Here is a 13,900-nt window from a genome sequence, read left to right on the forward strand (position 1 = left end):
CGCGTCAGCAGATATTGGCTGCACGCGAAAACGCCCCGGGAAACCGGGGCGTTTTTGTTGCCGGTTAAGCGCTATTCCAACCCCTTACTCCAACCCCTGCACCTTCGGCATTTCCTGGGTCGGCAGGATCGCGGGCGGGGGCGCTGCCGGGGATGCAGCTGCCTGACCGACGGTCGGGACCTCGGCCCGCGGGGCGGCCTGCTGCGCCGCCGCCTGGGTCTCGGCCGGCTTCGATGGTGCCGCCGCCTGCTCGGCCGGCGCGGGTGCGGCTGCCTCGGCGGGCGCCGGCTGCGGCGCGGCGGTCTGCGGGACGGCGGCCTGGGCGGCTGGCGCGGGAGCCTGGGCCTTGGCCGAGAGCGGGCTCCGCTTTGGCACCGGCACGCGGCTCGCGACATGGGGGATCGGGAGCGGTGGCCGCGGCACCCTCGCCTGGATCGGCCGCGGCATCGGGCCGACCGGGCCGTAGGTCGCGCTCATCTCCTCCTCGTAATTGTCGCCGAGCCGATAGGCCGGGGTGAAGCGGATGATGTGCCCGTCGCGGGCGTCGATCACCAGCCGGCCGTCATCGCCGCCCTGGTCGATCACCGAGATGGTGTAGACGAAGCCCCGCTGCTGGGGCGCACCGAGCGGCAGATAGCCGTTCTCGCGCAGCACGGTGTAGACCTCGACCGGCGGCAGCAGGCTCGGGACCCGGCCATAGCGCGGCGGCGGCGGAACTTCAGGCATGGCGGCGTAGGGCTCGCCCATGTCGGAGACCCTGACCAGCAACGGGCTGCCGATCCGGGCGGATGTCGCCAGCTGGGCCTGAGCCGAGGCTGCGCTGAGCGCGAGGGCGGCGGCTGCAACCGAACCTGTGAACAACTTCATCGCCGTAACTCCTGTCTGCCCCGCCCGGAGCGTTTCCGCTCTCTTGCCGGCTTGCCCGGGAGCAAAATTTCGGTTTGAAATTCGGCGGTCCTTGGTCGCTGCTTGGGCCAGATCACGGCGTGTTTGCTTCGAATCGGGGGCGCCAGGTGGCTGCCGAGCCCTCCGATCCGAGCATGCAAGCGGGGACTTCCTCGCGCTTGTGTGATAGACAAAAATTTGGCAAGGTCGAGGTTAGGACAGCAAGGCTGTCTCAATTTCGAGGCCATCCCGGCATGGGGATTGCAACGAGAACCTTCGTAAGGAGGGTCTCGGCGCCCCGGGCTCCGAGAATGGTGCAGGCAGGGTCGTCCCTCAGGGGACGTTGAAACGCCCGTCGTCTGAATTTAGGAAAATGCGGCTCGCGGCGGACGAGCGGTGGCCCGGTGGGTGCCGCAACGTCCAAGGTGCGCCAAATAGGGTGAGGCCCCTTACGAAAGGGAGAGGACACATGAGCGGGTCGGAATTCGAGCGCGAAATCATCGTGGCAGGTACGCTGTCGGCGACCGCGGACTCGAAAGCCGCCGAACCCGCGCGTGATGCGTCTTTTGGGCCGCACACCCCCGAACTGCACACCTGGCGTCCTGAAGCCGAGGGCCTGTACGACCTCAGCCTGGAAAAGGATTCCTGCGGCGTCGGCTTCATCGCCAACATCAAGGGCCAGAAGTCGCATCAGATCGTCTCCGACGCGCTGAGCATCCTGTGCAACCTCGAGCATCGCGGCGCCGTCGGCGCCGACCCGCGCGCCGGTGACGGCGCCGGCATCCTGGTGCAGATCCCGCACACCTTCTTCGCGCGCAAGACCGCAGAGCTCGGCTTCAAGCTGCCGCAGCCCGGCGAATACGCCATCGGCGCGCTGTTCATGCCGCGCGATGCGGCGTGGCGCAACGTGATCAAGAGCATCATCGCCGACGAGATCAAGAACGAGGGCTTCAAGCTGCTCGGCTGGCGCGACGTGCCGTCAGACAATTCCTCGCTCGGCGTCACCGTGAAGCCGACCGAGCCCTACCACATGCAGGTCTTCATCGGCCGCAATGGCGCCGCCAAGACCGAGGACGATTTCGAGCGCCGGCTCTACATCCTGCGCAAGTCGATCTCGCAGGCGATCTATCAGCGTCGCGACCGCGGCATGGCGGGCTATTACCCGTGCTCGCTGTCGTGCCGCACCGTGATCTACAAGGGCATGTTCCTCGCCGACCAGCTCGGCAAGTACTATCCCGACCTGCATGAAGCCGACTTCGACAGCGCGCTGGCGCTGGTGCATCAACGCTTCTCGACCAACACCTTCCCGACCTGGTCGCTGGCGCATCCCTACCGGATGATCGCCCACAACGGCGAAATCAACACGCTGCGCGGCAACGTCAACTGGATGGCGGCGCGGCAGGCCTCGGTGCATTCGGAAGCTTACGGCAAGGACATCAGCCGCCTGTGGCCGATCTCCTATGAAGGCCAGAGCGACACCGCCTGCTTCGACAACGCGCTCGAATTCCTGGTGCAGGGCGGCTACTCGCTGCCGCACGCTGTGATGATGATGATTCCGGAAGCGTGGGCCGGCAATCCGCTGATGGATGAGCAGCGCCGCGCCTTCTACGAATATCACGCCGCGCTGATGGAGCCGTGGGACGGCCCCGCCGCGATCGCCTTCACCGACGGCCGCAAGATCGGCGCCACGCTCGACCGCAACGGCCTGCGGCCGGCGCGCTACCTCGTCACCAAGGACGACCGCATCGTGATGGCGTCCGAAATGGGCGTGCTGAAGATTCCGGAGGACCAGATCGTCACCAAGTGGCGGCTGCAGCCCGGCAAGATGCTGCTCGTCGATCTCGAGCAGGGCCGCCTGATTCCCGACGACGAGATCAAGGCTGATCTGGCCAAGAGCCATCCCTACAGCGACTGGCTGCATCGCACCCAGATCCAGCTCGAGGAGCTGCCGGATGCGCCGGCCAAGGGCGTGCGCTCCAACCTGCCGCTCTTGGATCGCCAGCAGGCGTTCGGCTACAGCCAGGAAGACATCAACATCCTGATGACGCCGATGGCGTCCACCGGCGAGGAAGCCGCCGGCTCGATGGGCAACGACACGCCGATCTCGGCGCTGTCGGACAAGCCGAAGCAGCTGTTCACCTACTTCAAGCAGAACTTCGCCCAAGTGACGAACCCGCCGATCGATCCGATCCGCGAGGAAATCGTGATGAGCCTGGTCTCGATCATCGGGCCGCGGCCGAACCTGTTCGACCTGCAGGGCGTCGCCTCGACCAAGCGCCTCGAAGTGCGGCAGCCGATCCTGACCGACGCCGATCTCGAGAAGATCCGCTCGATCTCCGACGTCGCCGAGACCCACTTCAAGTCGCGTACGCTCGACACCACCTTCCACGCCGGCTTCGGCGCGGCGGGCATGGAGCAGGTGCTCGACGAGCTCTGCGCGCGCGCCGAGGGCGCGGTGCGCGAGGGCATCAACATCATCATCCTGTCGGACCGCATGACCGGCACCGATCGGATCCCGATCCCGTCGCTCCTGGCCTGCGCCGCCGTGCATCATCATTTGATCCGCACCGGCCTGCGTACTTCGGTCGGCCTGGTGGTCGAATCCGGTGAGCCGCGCGAAGTGCATCACTTCGCGTGCCTCGCCGGCTACGGCGCCGAAGCGATCAACCCCTATCTCGCGTTTGAGACCATCCTCGCGATGAAGGACCGGCTTCCCGGCGCGCTCGACGACTACGAGATCGTCAAGCGCTACATCAAGTCGATCGGCAAGGGCCTGCTCAAGGTGATGTCCAAGATGGGCATCTCGACCTACCAGTCCTATTGCGGCGCGCAGATCTTCGACGCGGTCGGCCTCAAGGCGGATTTCGTCGCCAAGTATTTCGCCGGCACCCACACTCGCATCGAGGGCGTCGGCCTCGGCGAGATCGCCGAGGAGACCGTGCGGCGCCACAACGACGCGTTCGGTGAGGGCCAGATCTACAAGAGCGCGCTCGATGTCGGCGGCGAGTATGCCTACCGCACCCGCGGCGAGGACCATGCCTGGACCGCGGAATCGGTCTCGACCCTGCAGCATGCCGTCCGCGGCAACTCGCTGGAGCGCTACCGTGCGTTCGCCAAGATCCTCAACGAGCAGTCCGAGCGTCTGTTGACGCTGCGCGGCCTGTTCCGGATCAAGAGCGCCGAGGACGACAAGCGCAAGCCGGTCAAGCTCGAGGACGTCGAGCCGGCCAAGGAACTGGTCAAGCGGTTCTCGACCGGCGCGATGTCGTTCGGCTCGATCTCGCGCGAGGCGCACACCACGCTCGCGATCGCGATGAACCGGATCGGCGGCAAGTCGAACACCGGCGAAGGCGGCGAGGAATCCGACCGCTTCAAGCCGTTGCCCAACGGCGACAGCATGCGCTCGGCGATCAAGCAGGTCGCCTCGGGCCGGTTCGGCGTGACGACGGAATACCTCGTCAACTCCGACATGATGCAGATCAAGATGGCGCAGGGTGCCAAGCCCGGCGAAGGCGGCCAGTTGCCCGGCCACAAGGTCGACGCGACGATCGCGCGCGTGCGGCACTCGACGCCGGGCGTCGGCCTGATCTCGCCGCCGCCGCATCACGACATCTACTCGATCGAAGACCTCGCCCAGCTGATCTACGACCTGAAGAACGTCAATCCCGACGGCCAGGTCTCGGTGAAGCTGGTGTCCGAGGTCGGCGTCGGCACGGTTGCCGCCGGCGTCGCCAAGGCGCGCGCCGACCATGTGACCATCGCGGGCTTCGAGGGCGGCACCGGTGCCTCGCCCCTGACCTCGATCAAGCATGCCGGCTCGCCGTGGGAGATCGGTCTGGCCGAAACCCATCAGACGCTGGTGCGCCAGCGGCTGCGCAGCCGTATCGCGGTGCAGGTCGACGGCGGTTTCCGCACCGGCCGTGACGTCGTGATCGGTGCGTTGCTCGGGGCCGACGAGTTCGGCTTCGCCACCGCGCCGCTGATCGCGGCGGGCTGCATCATGATGCGCAAGTGCCACCTCAACACTTGCCCGGTCGGCGTCGCGACCCAGGATCCGGTGCTGCGCAAGCGCTTCACCGGCCAGCCCGAGCACGTCATCAACTACTTCTTCTTCGTCGCCGAGGAAGTCCGCGAGATCATGGCGCAGCTCGGCTACAAGAAGTTCGACGACATGGTCGGCCAGGTCCAGATGCTGGACCAGACCGCTTTGGTCTCGCACTGGAAGGCCAAGGGCCTCGACTTCTCCAAGCTGTTCGTGCGGCAGAAGGAGGAAAAGGGCCAGACGATCTATCACTCGGAAAACCAGGACCATCACCTGGATGCCGTGCTCGACCGCAGGCTGATCGCGCAGGCGCAGGCCGCGCTCGATCGTGGTGCGCCGGTCAAGATCGAGGAAGAGATCAACAACACCGACCGTTCCGCCGGCGCGATGCTGTCGGGCGCGGTGGCCAAGATCTACGGCCATGCCGGCCTGCCGCTCGACACCATCCATGTCGGCCTGAAGGGCACCGCCGGACAGGCGTTCGGCGCCTGGCTCGCCAAGGGCGTCACCTTCGAGCTCGAGGGTGAAGGCAACGACTATGTCGGCAAGGGCCTCTCGGGCGGCTGCATCATCGTCAAGCCGCCGAAGATCTCCGGCATCGTGCCGGAAGAGTCGATCATCGTCGGCAACACCGTGATGTACGGCGCGATCGCGGGCGAGTGCTACTTCCGCGGCATCGCCGGTGAGCGCTTCGCGGTGCGCAACTCCGGCGCGGTCGCAGTCGTCGAAGGCGCCGGCGATCATTGCTGCGAATACATGACCGGCGGCATCGTGGTGGTGCTCGGCAAGACCGGGCGCAACTTCGCGGCCGGCATGTCCGGCGGCATCGCCTATGTGCTGGACGAGACCGGCGACTTCAACAAGCTCTGCAACCTGTCGATGGTCGAGCTGGAGCCGGTGCTGTCGGAAGAGATGATCAACGCCGATACCTACCATCACTCCGGCGATCTCGAGGCGCATGGCCGGGTCGACGTGTTCCAGAACCTGCTCGACTCCGACGTGGAGCGACTGCATGTGCTGATCACCCGTCACGCCAAGCTGACCGGTTCGAAGAAGGCGGCGGAGATCCTCGCCAACTGGAAGACCTGGCTGCCCAAGTTCCGCAAAGTGATGCCGGTGGAGTACCGCCGCGCGCTGAAGGAAATGAAGGCCAACGCCGACGCCGAGCCGAAAATCGCGATCGGCGCGTAATATCACCAGGCGTCATTCCGGGGCGCGCGAAGCGCGAACCCGGAGTCTCGCCAAGCACCTTCGAGAGTCCGGGTCTGCGCCTCACGGCGCATCCCGGAATGACCAACACCACGAACGCATGATGCAGGGGCATCGGGTTTAAATGGGCAAGATCACAGGTTTCCTCGAGATCGAGCGGCATGACCGCAAGTACGAGCCGGTCGCCGATCGGCTCAAGAACTTCAAGGAATTCGTCGTTCCGCTAAGCGAGAAGGACACCCGCGACCAGGCGGCGCGCTGCATGAATTGCGGCATCCCCTACTGCCACGGCACCGGCTCGACCGTGCCGGGCACGCCGGGCTGCCCGGTCAACAACCAGATCCCCGATTTCAACGACCTCGTCTATCAGGGCAACTGGGAAGAGGCCTCGCGCAATCTGCACTCGACCAACAACTTCCCCGAATTCACCGGCCGGATCTGCCCGGCGCCGTGCGAGGCGTCCTGCACGCTGAACATCGACGACAACCCGGTCACCATCAAGACCATCGAATGCGCGATCGTCGACCGCGCCTGGGACAATGGCTGGCTGAAGCCGGAGATTGCGGCCGAGAAGACCGGCAAGAAGGTCGCCGTGATCGGCTCCGGTCCCGCCGGCATGGCGGCGGCCCAGCAGCTCGCGCGCGCCGGCCACGAAGTGCATGTCTACGAGAAGTTCGCCAAGGCCGGCGGCCTGCTGCGCTACGGTATTCCCGACTTCAAGATGGAGAAGGACGTCATCGACCGCCGCGTGGCGCAGATGGAAGCCGAAGGCGTCACCTTCCACTACGGCAAGGCCGTCGGCGGAAGCACCCCCGGCGCGATCGATCCGCAGGAGCTCGCCAAGCAGTACGACGCGGTGGCGCTGACCGGCGGTGCGGAAGCCCCGCGCGACCTGCCGATCCCGGGCCGCGATCTTTCCGGCATCCACTTCGCGATGGACTTCCTGCCGCAGCAGAATCGCCGCGTCTCCGGTGAATCGCTGAACGGCGCCGTCGACATCCTCGCCGGCGGCAAGCATGTCGTCGTGATCGGCGGCGGCGACACCGGTTCGGACTGCATCGGCACCTCGTTCCGGCAGGGCGCCAAGTCGGTGACCCAGCTCGAGATCATGCCGGCGCCGCCCGAGCACGAGAACAAGGGCGTGACCTGGCCGAACTGGCCGCTGAAGATGCGGACTTCGTCGAGCCAGGCCGAAGGCGCGGCGCGCGAATTCGCCGTGCTGACGACCAAGTTCGAAGGCAAGGATGGCAAGGTCAGCAAGCTGCATTGCGTCAAGGTCGACGACAAGTTCAAGCCGCTGCCCGGCACCGAGTTCACGCTCGACGCCGAGCTGGTGCTGCTGGCGATGGGCTTCGTCCATCCCGTGCACGAGGGCCTACTCAAGACCTTGGGCGTCGACCTCGACCAGCGCGGCAATGTCCGCGCCTCGCTGCACGACTACCAGACCTCCCGCGCAAAGATCTTCTCCGCCGGCGACATGCGCCGCGGCCAGTCGCTCGTGGTCTGGGCGATCCGCGAAGGCCGCCAGTGCGCGCGCTCGATCGATACGTTCCTGATGGGGAAGACCGACCTGCCGGGGTAAGTACCCCGGCGGTCACGCCGAACTGGATCCCACAAACTCGACTGTCATCGCCCGCGAAAGCGGGCGATCTGTTTTTCGACAGGCATCTACTTCTTCTTCCAGGTTTGCGTCCGACAGAACACGCTCATCGCGCAGCCGGTCAGTTCCAGCGAAGAGCCGACGAGCTTGGCCGTACCTGAATAGGTCTTGTCGTCCTGCGGATCTGTGATCGTGCCCGCATACTTTCCGTCACCTGCTGGCTTCATCGAACCGATGGTTTTGCCGGCATACTTGCCGGTCTTCAGCGTGATCGTGCCGCCGGAGATCACAGCAGTGTCGCCGCGCGCGGTAATCCAGGCGCCATCGATAGGCTCGGCATGAGCAGCGCTTGCAGTCATCACCAGCGCTGCGACAGCCAGAGAGAGTTTGCGCATAATCCGGGTTCCTTCCAATGGATGAGGGCGTCATTCTCGTCGTGCGGGCCTCTCGCACGAACTCCGCCATATTGCCTGAGAACGCCCGTGAGGCGGCGAGGCCATGTCGTCTAGTTCTGCACCCGCACGCCCAGCATCACGACCGTCGATGCCGAGCTCTGTCCGGCGAGGTTCGAATCCAGCCAGTCGCGGCGCACGGTGCCCTTGATCCAGAGGCTGCGGGTCATCTTGTAGATCAGGTCGGCGGACACCGAATAGATCGTGTCGTTGCGGTTGTCGCCCTGGTACTCGAGCGTGCCGTAGGTGAACTTGCCGATGCCGGTCAGCCAGCGGCGGAAGTCGTGGTCGACCTCGATGGTGTAGGTGCGCGACAGCACGCCCGAGGTGCCGGGCAGCGTGGTCTCGCCGATCTGGGTGTCGGAATAGAATTTCGCCGTGGTCAGCGGGGTCGCGGTCCAGGTCAGCGAGGCCGTGGTGAGCAGGCCCTCGAGCCGGTTGAGCCTTGTGTCGGCATAGTCGCGCATCGCGTAGCCGATCGAGACTTCGCCGAACAGCATCCGCGTGAACTCGAACGAGGTACCGGCCTTGACATAGCCGCCCGATGAATCGCGCGCGTAGCCGGCGCGGTCGAGATAGAGATCGTGGACGCGGCTGTCGCCCTGCACTTCGACGAACGGCTTCACGGCCGGATTGAGCTCATAGCTCACGCGGCCGATGCCGCCATATTGCGAGAAGTTGCGGTCGTCGTTCGACGACGAGGTGCCGTCGGTCAGCTTCGACCATTGATAGTCGGTGCGGTCGACGGTGGCGCCGAGCGAGACCTGCATGCGGTTGAAATGCTGGTCGATGCCGAAGGTGCCGCCGACCGTGCTGTAGAGCGGATATTTGGCGAGGCCGGCCTGCACGTTCGGGCTGCCGGGATTGTCGGTCGAGACCAGCAGGCGGGCCTGCGCCGTCAGATGCGTGTCCCTCGACACATCGAGACGGCCGTCAATATGGCCGGTGAAGTTTGGACGGTCGACGTCGAGCGGCGCCGACAGCGGCGTGCCGTCGATCGGCGTGAGCTGCGAGCCGTAACCTGTGAACGAGCCGCGCAGGTCGGCGACGACAGCGTGACGCTCCCAGTCCGACATCGCGACGAATTCCGGCGCGACCATGTAGAACGCCTTGCCTTGCGGCGAATTCAGGCGGCCCGGATTGGTGTCGTAGCCCGCCATCACCTCGACCGCGGTCTTGACCATGAACGAGCCGGCGTAATCGCCGACCGCGCCGAACGGATCGTCGTCGAGCTTGAGCCGCCTGCGCGGCGGCTGACCGACGATGGTGCCGGCCATCGCCGGCGGCAGCGGCGCCTTGGCGGCAGCCTCCGACGGCGGGATCGACAGCCGCAACTGCCCGGCCGCGTTCAGCGGCGGCGGCGTCGGCACCGGCGAGCCCGGTCCCGGCGGCGGCTTCGGCTTGGCCTGGCCCGGATAATATTTCGGCTTCAGGCGTTTGCGGTTGAGCGAGTCATAGCCCGACGTCGCCGCGCCGTTCGCAGGAGGCAGACCATAGGTCGGGACTTGCCCGAGGCGCTCTGTGGTCGACGTCGAAGACGACGAACGCCGGGTGGGGTCGGCATCCGGCAGCTTCAGGCCGTTGAGCGGGTCCATGGCGTCGAGCTGGGTCCGGCGCAGCGGTGAATCCTGGGTGATCACCTGACTCTGCCGGTTCGGGCTGAACAAATCCGGCGTCACGGTCTGGGCGGTGGCGAGGCCGCTGGTCGCAGTCAGCAAAAGAGCGGTTAGCAAAAGGCACGGCAAAACCACGCGAACGAGGCGTCCGCGCCGATTTGGGCCGCTTGCTGGCCGCCGCACCACGATGGAAATACCCCAACGAATTCATGCACTTGACGTACGCACTCCACCGGGAGGCGGAAAACGTCGTTAATGGAGTTAAAACAATTATGGTTAATGAGCCGTTGAGGATCGGCGCTCGCGCGTCGCATCGCGGAATCGAACGTGCTAAGGGAGACGCCCGGGTGCAAAACCCCTCCCCTGGAATCCGAAATGGCCAAACCGAAACCGCTGATGACCAAATCATCCGGCCACGATGATGGCGCCGTTCAGTCGGCGCTCCGCACCCTCGATGCCGAAGCCAGCGGCGTCGCTGCGCTCTCCGCGGCACTCAAGTCGGACCTCGGCGCGGCGTTCACGGCGGCGGCCGAACTGATCCGCAAGGCCAAGGGACGGCTGATCGTGACCGGGCTCGGCAAATCAGGCCATATCGGCCGCAAGATCGCCGCGACCTTCGCCTCGACCGGCACGCCGGCGTTCTTCGTGCACTCGGCGGAAGCAAGCCATGGCGATCTCGGCATGATCACCGCCGACGACGTGATGCTGGCGCTGTCCTGGTCCGGCGAGCAGGCGGAGATGCGCAACCTGATCGCTTATGCCGCTCGCTTCGGCATTCCGCTGATCGCGATGACCGCCGACAAGGATTCGACGCTCAGCAAGGCCGCCGACGTGCAGCTGACGCTGCCGAAGGCCCGCGAGGCCTGCCCGCACAATCTGGCGCCGACCACGTCCTCGCTGATGATGCTGGCGCTCGGCGACGCGCTGGCGATCGCGCTGCTCGAAGGCCGCGGCTTCACCTCGACCGATTTCAGCGTGCTGCATCCGGGCGGTAAGCTCGGCGCGCTGCTGAAATACGCCCGCGACCTGATGCATAGCGGCGACGCGCTGCCGCTGAAGCCGCTCGGCACCAAGATGTCGGACGCGCTGGTCGAGATGACCTCCAAGGGCTTCGGCTGCGTCGGCATCGTCGACCGCAACGGCCATCTCGTCGGCATCGTTACCGACGGCGATCTGCGCCGGCAGCTGACGCGCCTCGACCTGCTGACCCTGTCAGTCGACGAGGTGATGACCAAGACGCCGAAAACAATCAGCCGCGACACCCTGGCGGGCGAAGCGCTGGAGCTGCTCAACGCCTCCAAGATCACGACGCTGATCGTGACCGATGCGAAGAAGCCGGTCGGCATCATCCATCTGCACGATCTGCTGCGCGCGGGCGTAGCGTAGGCCCGTGTTCGTAGGGTGGGCAAAGCGAAGCGTGCCCACCATCGCGAGCAGTGCAAGAACGGTGGGCACGCTGCGCTTTGCCCACCCTACGCCTATTGCGGAAATCTTGCCGCGGTCGCCTCGAGCGGCAGGGCCAGCGCATTTGCGAGAGTGGAGACCGTGCGGTAGAAGCCGCACAGCAGGATGATCTCCAGGATCTGATCCTCGTCGTAATGCGCCGACAGCGCGGCGAACTCGGCGTCATCGAGCGTCGCGTGGGCATGCAGCGCATCGACCGCCGCGATCATCGCCTGTTCCGGCTTTGACCAGCAATCGGCGTCGGCCGCACCACGCACGGTGGCGTGGACCTGCGTCTCCGACAATCCGGCGGCGGCGCCGAACGCCGTGACGTGCACGCCCCATTCATATTCGCATCTGTTCAGTGCACAGGTGCGGTCGATCACGATCTCCCGCTCTCGCAGCGACAGCGGCCCGCGGTCGAGCAGGCTGCCGCCGCGGAATTTCTCCCAGGCGCGCGGATGGCCCGCCATCATGCGGAACAGCAGCAGCGGCGGCTTGCCGCGCATGATGCGGTCGAAATGCTGTTGAACGTCCGCCGCATAGGGCGGATCGAGCGGCGCGATGCGTGACATGGCCTGATCTCTTTGCTACATTTAATGTAGCAACACGCTACAATATCTGTAGCGAACGATGCAAGCGGGATTCGAAAGGGATTTGCGACATGCCGAAGCAGGGCCTAGTCACCAAGCCAGGCGTCCGCGGCTCGCGGTCCGGCCGCCCGATTATGGCGCTGCTCGATCTACTCGGACGGCGCTGGACCTTGCGCATCCTCTGGGAGCTGCGCGACGGTGCGCTGACCTCGCGCGCGCTGCGCACCGCCTGCGACGAGGCCTCGCCAACGATCCTGCAGACGCGATTGACCGAGCTGCGCGAGGCAGGATTCGTCGAATTAACGGAAGACGGTTACGGCCTGACCGCACTCGGAAGGGAGCTATTTGCGACCTTCACGCCGCTCAACCGCTTCGCCGAGCGCTGGAGCAAGCGTTGATTCCTCCCTCCTCCCCGTTCTTACCGGGAGAGGGTTGGGGCGAGGGGCTCCATCCGCGAACGAGCCGAGCATTGGGACCTGTACCCCCTCACCCGCCGCGTAAGAGCGCGGCGACCTCTCCCCGCAAGCGGGGAGAGGTGAAGCGAAGAGCGCCGGCTAGACCGCCGCCACCGTCAGGCTGGCACCGTCGGCGCGGACCACCTTGACCCGGCTGCCGGCCGGCGCATCGGGGCCGGCGACGCGCCACACCGTGTCGTCGATCCGCACCGTGCCTGATCCATCGATGATCGGCTTCTCCAGCGTGAACTCGCGGCCGACCAGGGCTTCGTTGCGGCGGTTGAGGAACGGGTTGCTCTTGCTCGCCGCGGTCGCGCCTTTGGCAAAATGCCGCCATGCCGGCACCGCCAGCGCGGCGAACACCGCGAACATCAAAAGCTGCGTCTGCCAGGACGGCGTAAAGACGAACGACAGCAGGCCGACCAGCAGCGCCGCGAGCCCGAGCCAGAACAGGAATACCCCGGGCGCCGCGAGCTCCAGCGCCATCAGGATGACGCCGAAGATCAGCCAGTTCCAGGTACCCAATGTCGAAAACATCTCGGCCATGACGTGACCTCTACCATTGCGGACGTGACGCCGTCACGCCCTCACCGCTGGGTCGGCACCGGCGGTGGCGGCGTCGGACCGGCCGGCGGCACCGAGCCGCCGCGGCGCGCGGCTGCCGCAGCGGATGCGGCGCTCTCGCCGAAGGTGGCCTTGGCGATCTCGCCGATACCGGCGAGCGAGCCCAAGATGCTGGTCGCCTCGATCGGCAGCATCAGCACCTTCTGGTTCGGTGAATCGGCCAGTTGCCCGAACGCCTTGATGTACTTGTCGGCGATGAAATAGTTCAGTGCCGCGACGTCGCCCTTGGCAATCGATTCAGAGACCATCTGCGTCGCCTTGGCCTCGGCCTCCGCGGACCGCTCGCGCGCCTCGGCGTCGCGGAAGGCAGCCTCCTTGCGGCCTTCGGCCTGCAGGATCTGGCCCTGCTTGGCGCCCTCGGCGCGCAGGATCTCCGACTGCCGCTGGCCTTCCGCCTGCAGGATGTCGGCACGCTTGACGCGCTCCGCCTTCATCTGCCGGCCCATCGCCTCGACGAGGTCGGCCGGCGGCACGATGTCCTTGATCTCGATGCGGTTGACCTTGACGCCCCAGGGCGACACCGCGGCGTCGACCACGCGCAGCAGCCGCTCATTGATCTCGTCGCGATGCGACAGCACCTGGTCGAGATCCATCGAGCCCATCACCGAGCGGATGTTGGTCATGGTCAGGACGGTGATCGCCTGGTTGAGATTGGCGACCTCGTAGCTCGCCTTTGCCGCATCGAACACCTGGTAGAAAGCGACGCCATCCACCGTCACGGTGGCGTTGTCCTTGGTGATTACCTCCTGCTCGGGGATGTCGATCACCTGCTCCATCATGTTGATCTTGCGCCCGATGCGATCGAAATAGGGAACGATCAGATTGAGGCCGGGCGACAGCGTGCGGGTGTATTTGCCGAACCGCTCGATGGTCCAGTCGTAACCCTGCGGGACCGTCTTGATCCCGGCGAACAGCGTGATGATGACGAGAAGAACGAACGCGATCGCGAAAACGTCGAAGCCAGTCATAAAGCCCTCCAAG

At 65.7% G+C, this 13,900-nt stretch carries 10 protein-coding genes; 4 read left to right on the plus strand and 6 right to left on the minus strand.

Going from position 1 to position 13,900, the window contains the following annotated elements:
- Positions 1-84 precede the first annotated feature (84 nt).
- Positions 85-867, minus strand: a complete 783-nt coding sequence (locus JQ616_RS02590; protein ID WP_212012003.1) for a hypothetical protein — start codon at positions 865-867, stop codon at positions 85-87.
- Positions 868-1,354: 487 nt separating this feature from the next.
- Here JQ616_RS02590 and gltB point away from each other — a divergent pair, with 487 nt between their 5' ends.
- On the plus strand, positions 1,355-6,118 hold the full coding sequence (gene gltB / locus JQ616_RS02595; RefSeq protein WP_212012005.1) for a glutamate synthase large subunit: 4,764 nt from the start codon (positions 1,355-1,357) through the stop codon (positions 6,116-6,118).
- A gap of 142 nt (positions 6,119-6,260) precedes the next feature.
- On the plus strand, positions 6,261-7,718 hold the full coding sequence (locus tag JQ616_RS02600; protein WP_212012007.1) for a glutamate synthase subunit beta: 1,458 nt from the start codon (positions 6,261-6,263) through the stop codon (positions 7,716-7,718).
- 86 nt (positions 7,719-7,804) lie between these two features.
- On the opposite strand, the gene JQ616_RS02605 is transcribed toward JQ616_RS02600, so the two are convergent.
- Both JQ616_RS02605 and JQ616_RS02610 read right to left on the minus strand, forming a co-directional pair.
- A complete protein-coding gene (locus JQ616_RS02605; protein ID WP_212013119.1) occupies positions 7,805-8,134 on the minus strand; it encodes a DUF2147 domain-containing protein in 330 nt (109 codons plus the stop codon).
- A gap of 107 nt (positions 8,135-8,241) precedes the next feature.
- Positions 8,242-9,990: an outer membrane beta-barrel protein gene (locus tag JQ616_RS02610; RefSeq protein WP_212012009.1), complete on the minus strand. Its 1,749-nt coding sequence runs from the start codon at positions 9,988-9,990 to the stop codon at positions 8,242-8,244.
- A 189-nt stretch (positions 9,991-10,179) separates the two neighbouring features.
- Between JQ616_RS02610 and JQ616_RS02615 the strand changes: the two genes are divergently transcribed.
- Positions 10,180-11,190, plus strand: coding sequence for a KpsF/GutQ family sugar-phosphate isomerase (locus JQ616_RS02615; protein ID WP_212012010.1), 1,011 nt, complete (start codon positions 10,180-10,182; stop codon positions 11,188-11,190).
- Between the two features lie 92 nt (positions 11,191-11,282).
- Here JQ616_RS02615 and JQ616_RS02620 read toward each other — a convergent pair whose 3' ends face one another.
- On the minus strand, positions 11,283-11,822 hold the full coding sequence (locus JQ616_RS02620) for a carboxymuconolactone decarboxylase family protein (protein ID WP_212012011.1): 540 nt from the start codon (positions 11,820-11,822) through the stop codon (positions 11,283-11,285).
- 89 nt (positions 11,823-11,911) lie between these two features.
- Here JQ616_RS02620 and JQ616_RS02625 point away from each other — a divergent pair, with 89 nt between their 5' ends.
- Positions 11,912-12,238: a winged helix-turn-helix transcriptional regulator gene (locus JQ616_RS02625; protein WP_212012012.1), complete on the plus strand. Its 327-nt coding sequence runs from the start codon at positions 11,912-11,914 to the stop codon at positions 12,236-12,238.
- A gap of 156 nt (positions 12,239-12,394) precedes the next feature.
- Here JQ616_RS02625 and JQ616_RS02630 read toward each other — a convergent pair whose 3' ends face one another.
- On the minus strand, positions 12,395-12,841 hold the full coding sequence (locus tag JQ616_RS02630; protein ID WP_212012013.1) for an NfeD family protein: 447 nt from the start codon (positions 12,839-12,841) through the stop codon (positions 12,395-12,397).
- 41 nt (positions 12,842-12,882) lie between these two features.
- On the minus strand, positions 12,883-13,887 hold the full coding sequence (locus JQ616_RS02635; protein ID WP_212012014.1) for an SPFH domain-containing protein: 1,005 nt from the start codon (positions 13,885-13,887) through the stop codon (positions 12,883-12,885).
- Between the last annotated feature and the right edge of the window lie 13 nt (positions 13,888-13,900).

Source organism: Bradyrhizobium tropiciagri (assembly GCF_018130545.1).
GTDB lineage: Bacteria > Pseudomonadota > Alphaproteobacteria > Rhizobiales > Xanthobacteraceae > Bradyrhizobium > Bradyrhizobium tropiciagri_A.

Coding starts and splice junctions, on each gene's coding strand:
- JQ616_RS02590 (WP_212012003.1), bottom strand. CDS start 867: ATGAAGTTGTTCACAGGTTCGGTTGCAGCCGCCGCCCTCGCGCTCAGC.
- gltB (WP_212012005.1), top strand. CDS start 1,355: ATGAGCGGGTCGGAATTCGAGCGCGAAATCATCGTGGCAGGTACGCTG.
- JQ616_RS02600 (WP_212012007.1), top strand. CDS start 6,261: ATGGGCAAGATCACAGGTTTCCTCGAGATCGAGCGGCATGACCGCAAG.
- JQ616_RS02615 (WP_212012010.1), top strand. CDS start 10,180: ATGGCCAAACCGAAACCGCTGATGACCAAATCATCCGGCCACGATGAT.
- JQ616_RS02620 (WP_212012011.1), bottom strand. CDS start 11,822: ATGTCACGCATCGCGCCGCTCGATCCGCCCTATGCGGCGGACGTTCAA.
- JQ616_RS02625 (WP_212012012.1), top strand. CDS start 11,912: ATGCCGAAGCAGGGCCTAGTCACCAAGCCAGGCGTCCGCGGCTCGCGG.
- JQ616_RS02630 (WP_212012013.1), bottom strand. CDS start 12,841: ATGGCCGAGATGTTTTCGACATTGGGTACCTGGAACTGGCTGATCTTC.
- JQ616_RS02635 (WP_212012014.1), bottom strand. CDS start 13,887: ATGACTGGCTTCGACGTTTTCGCGATCGCGTTCGTTCTTCTCGTCATC.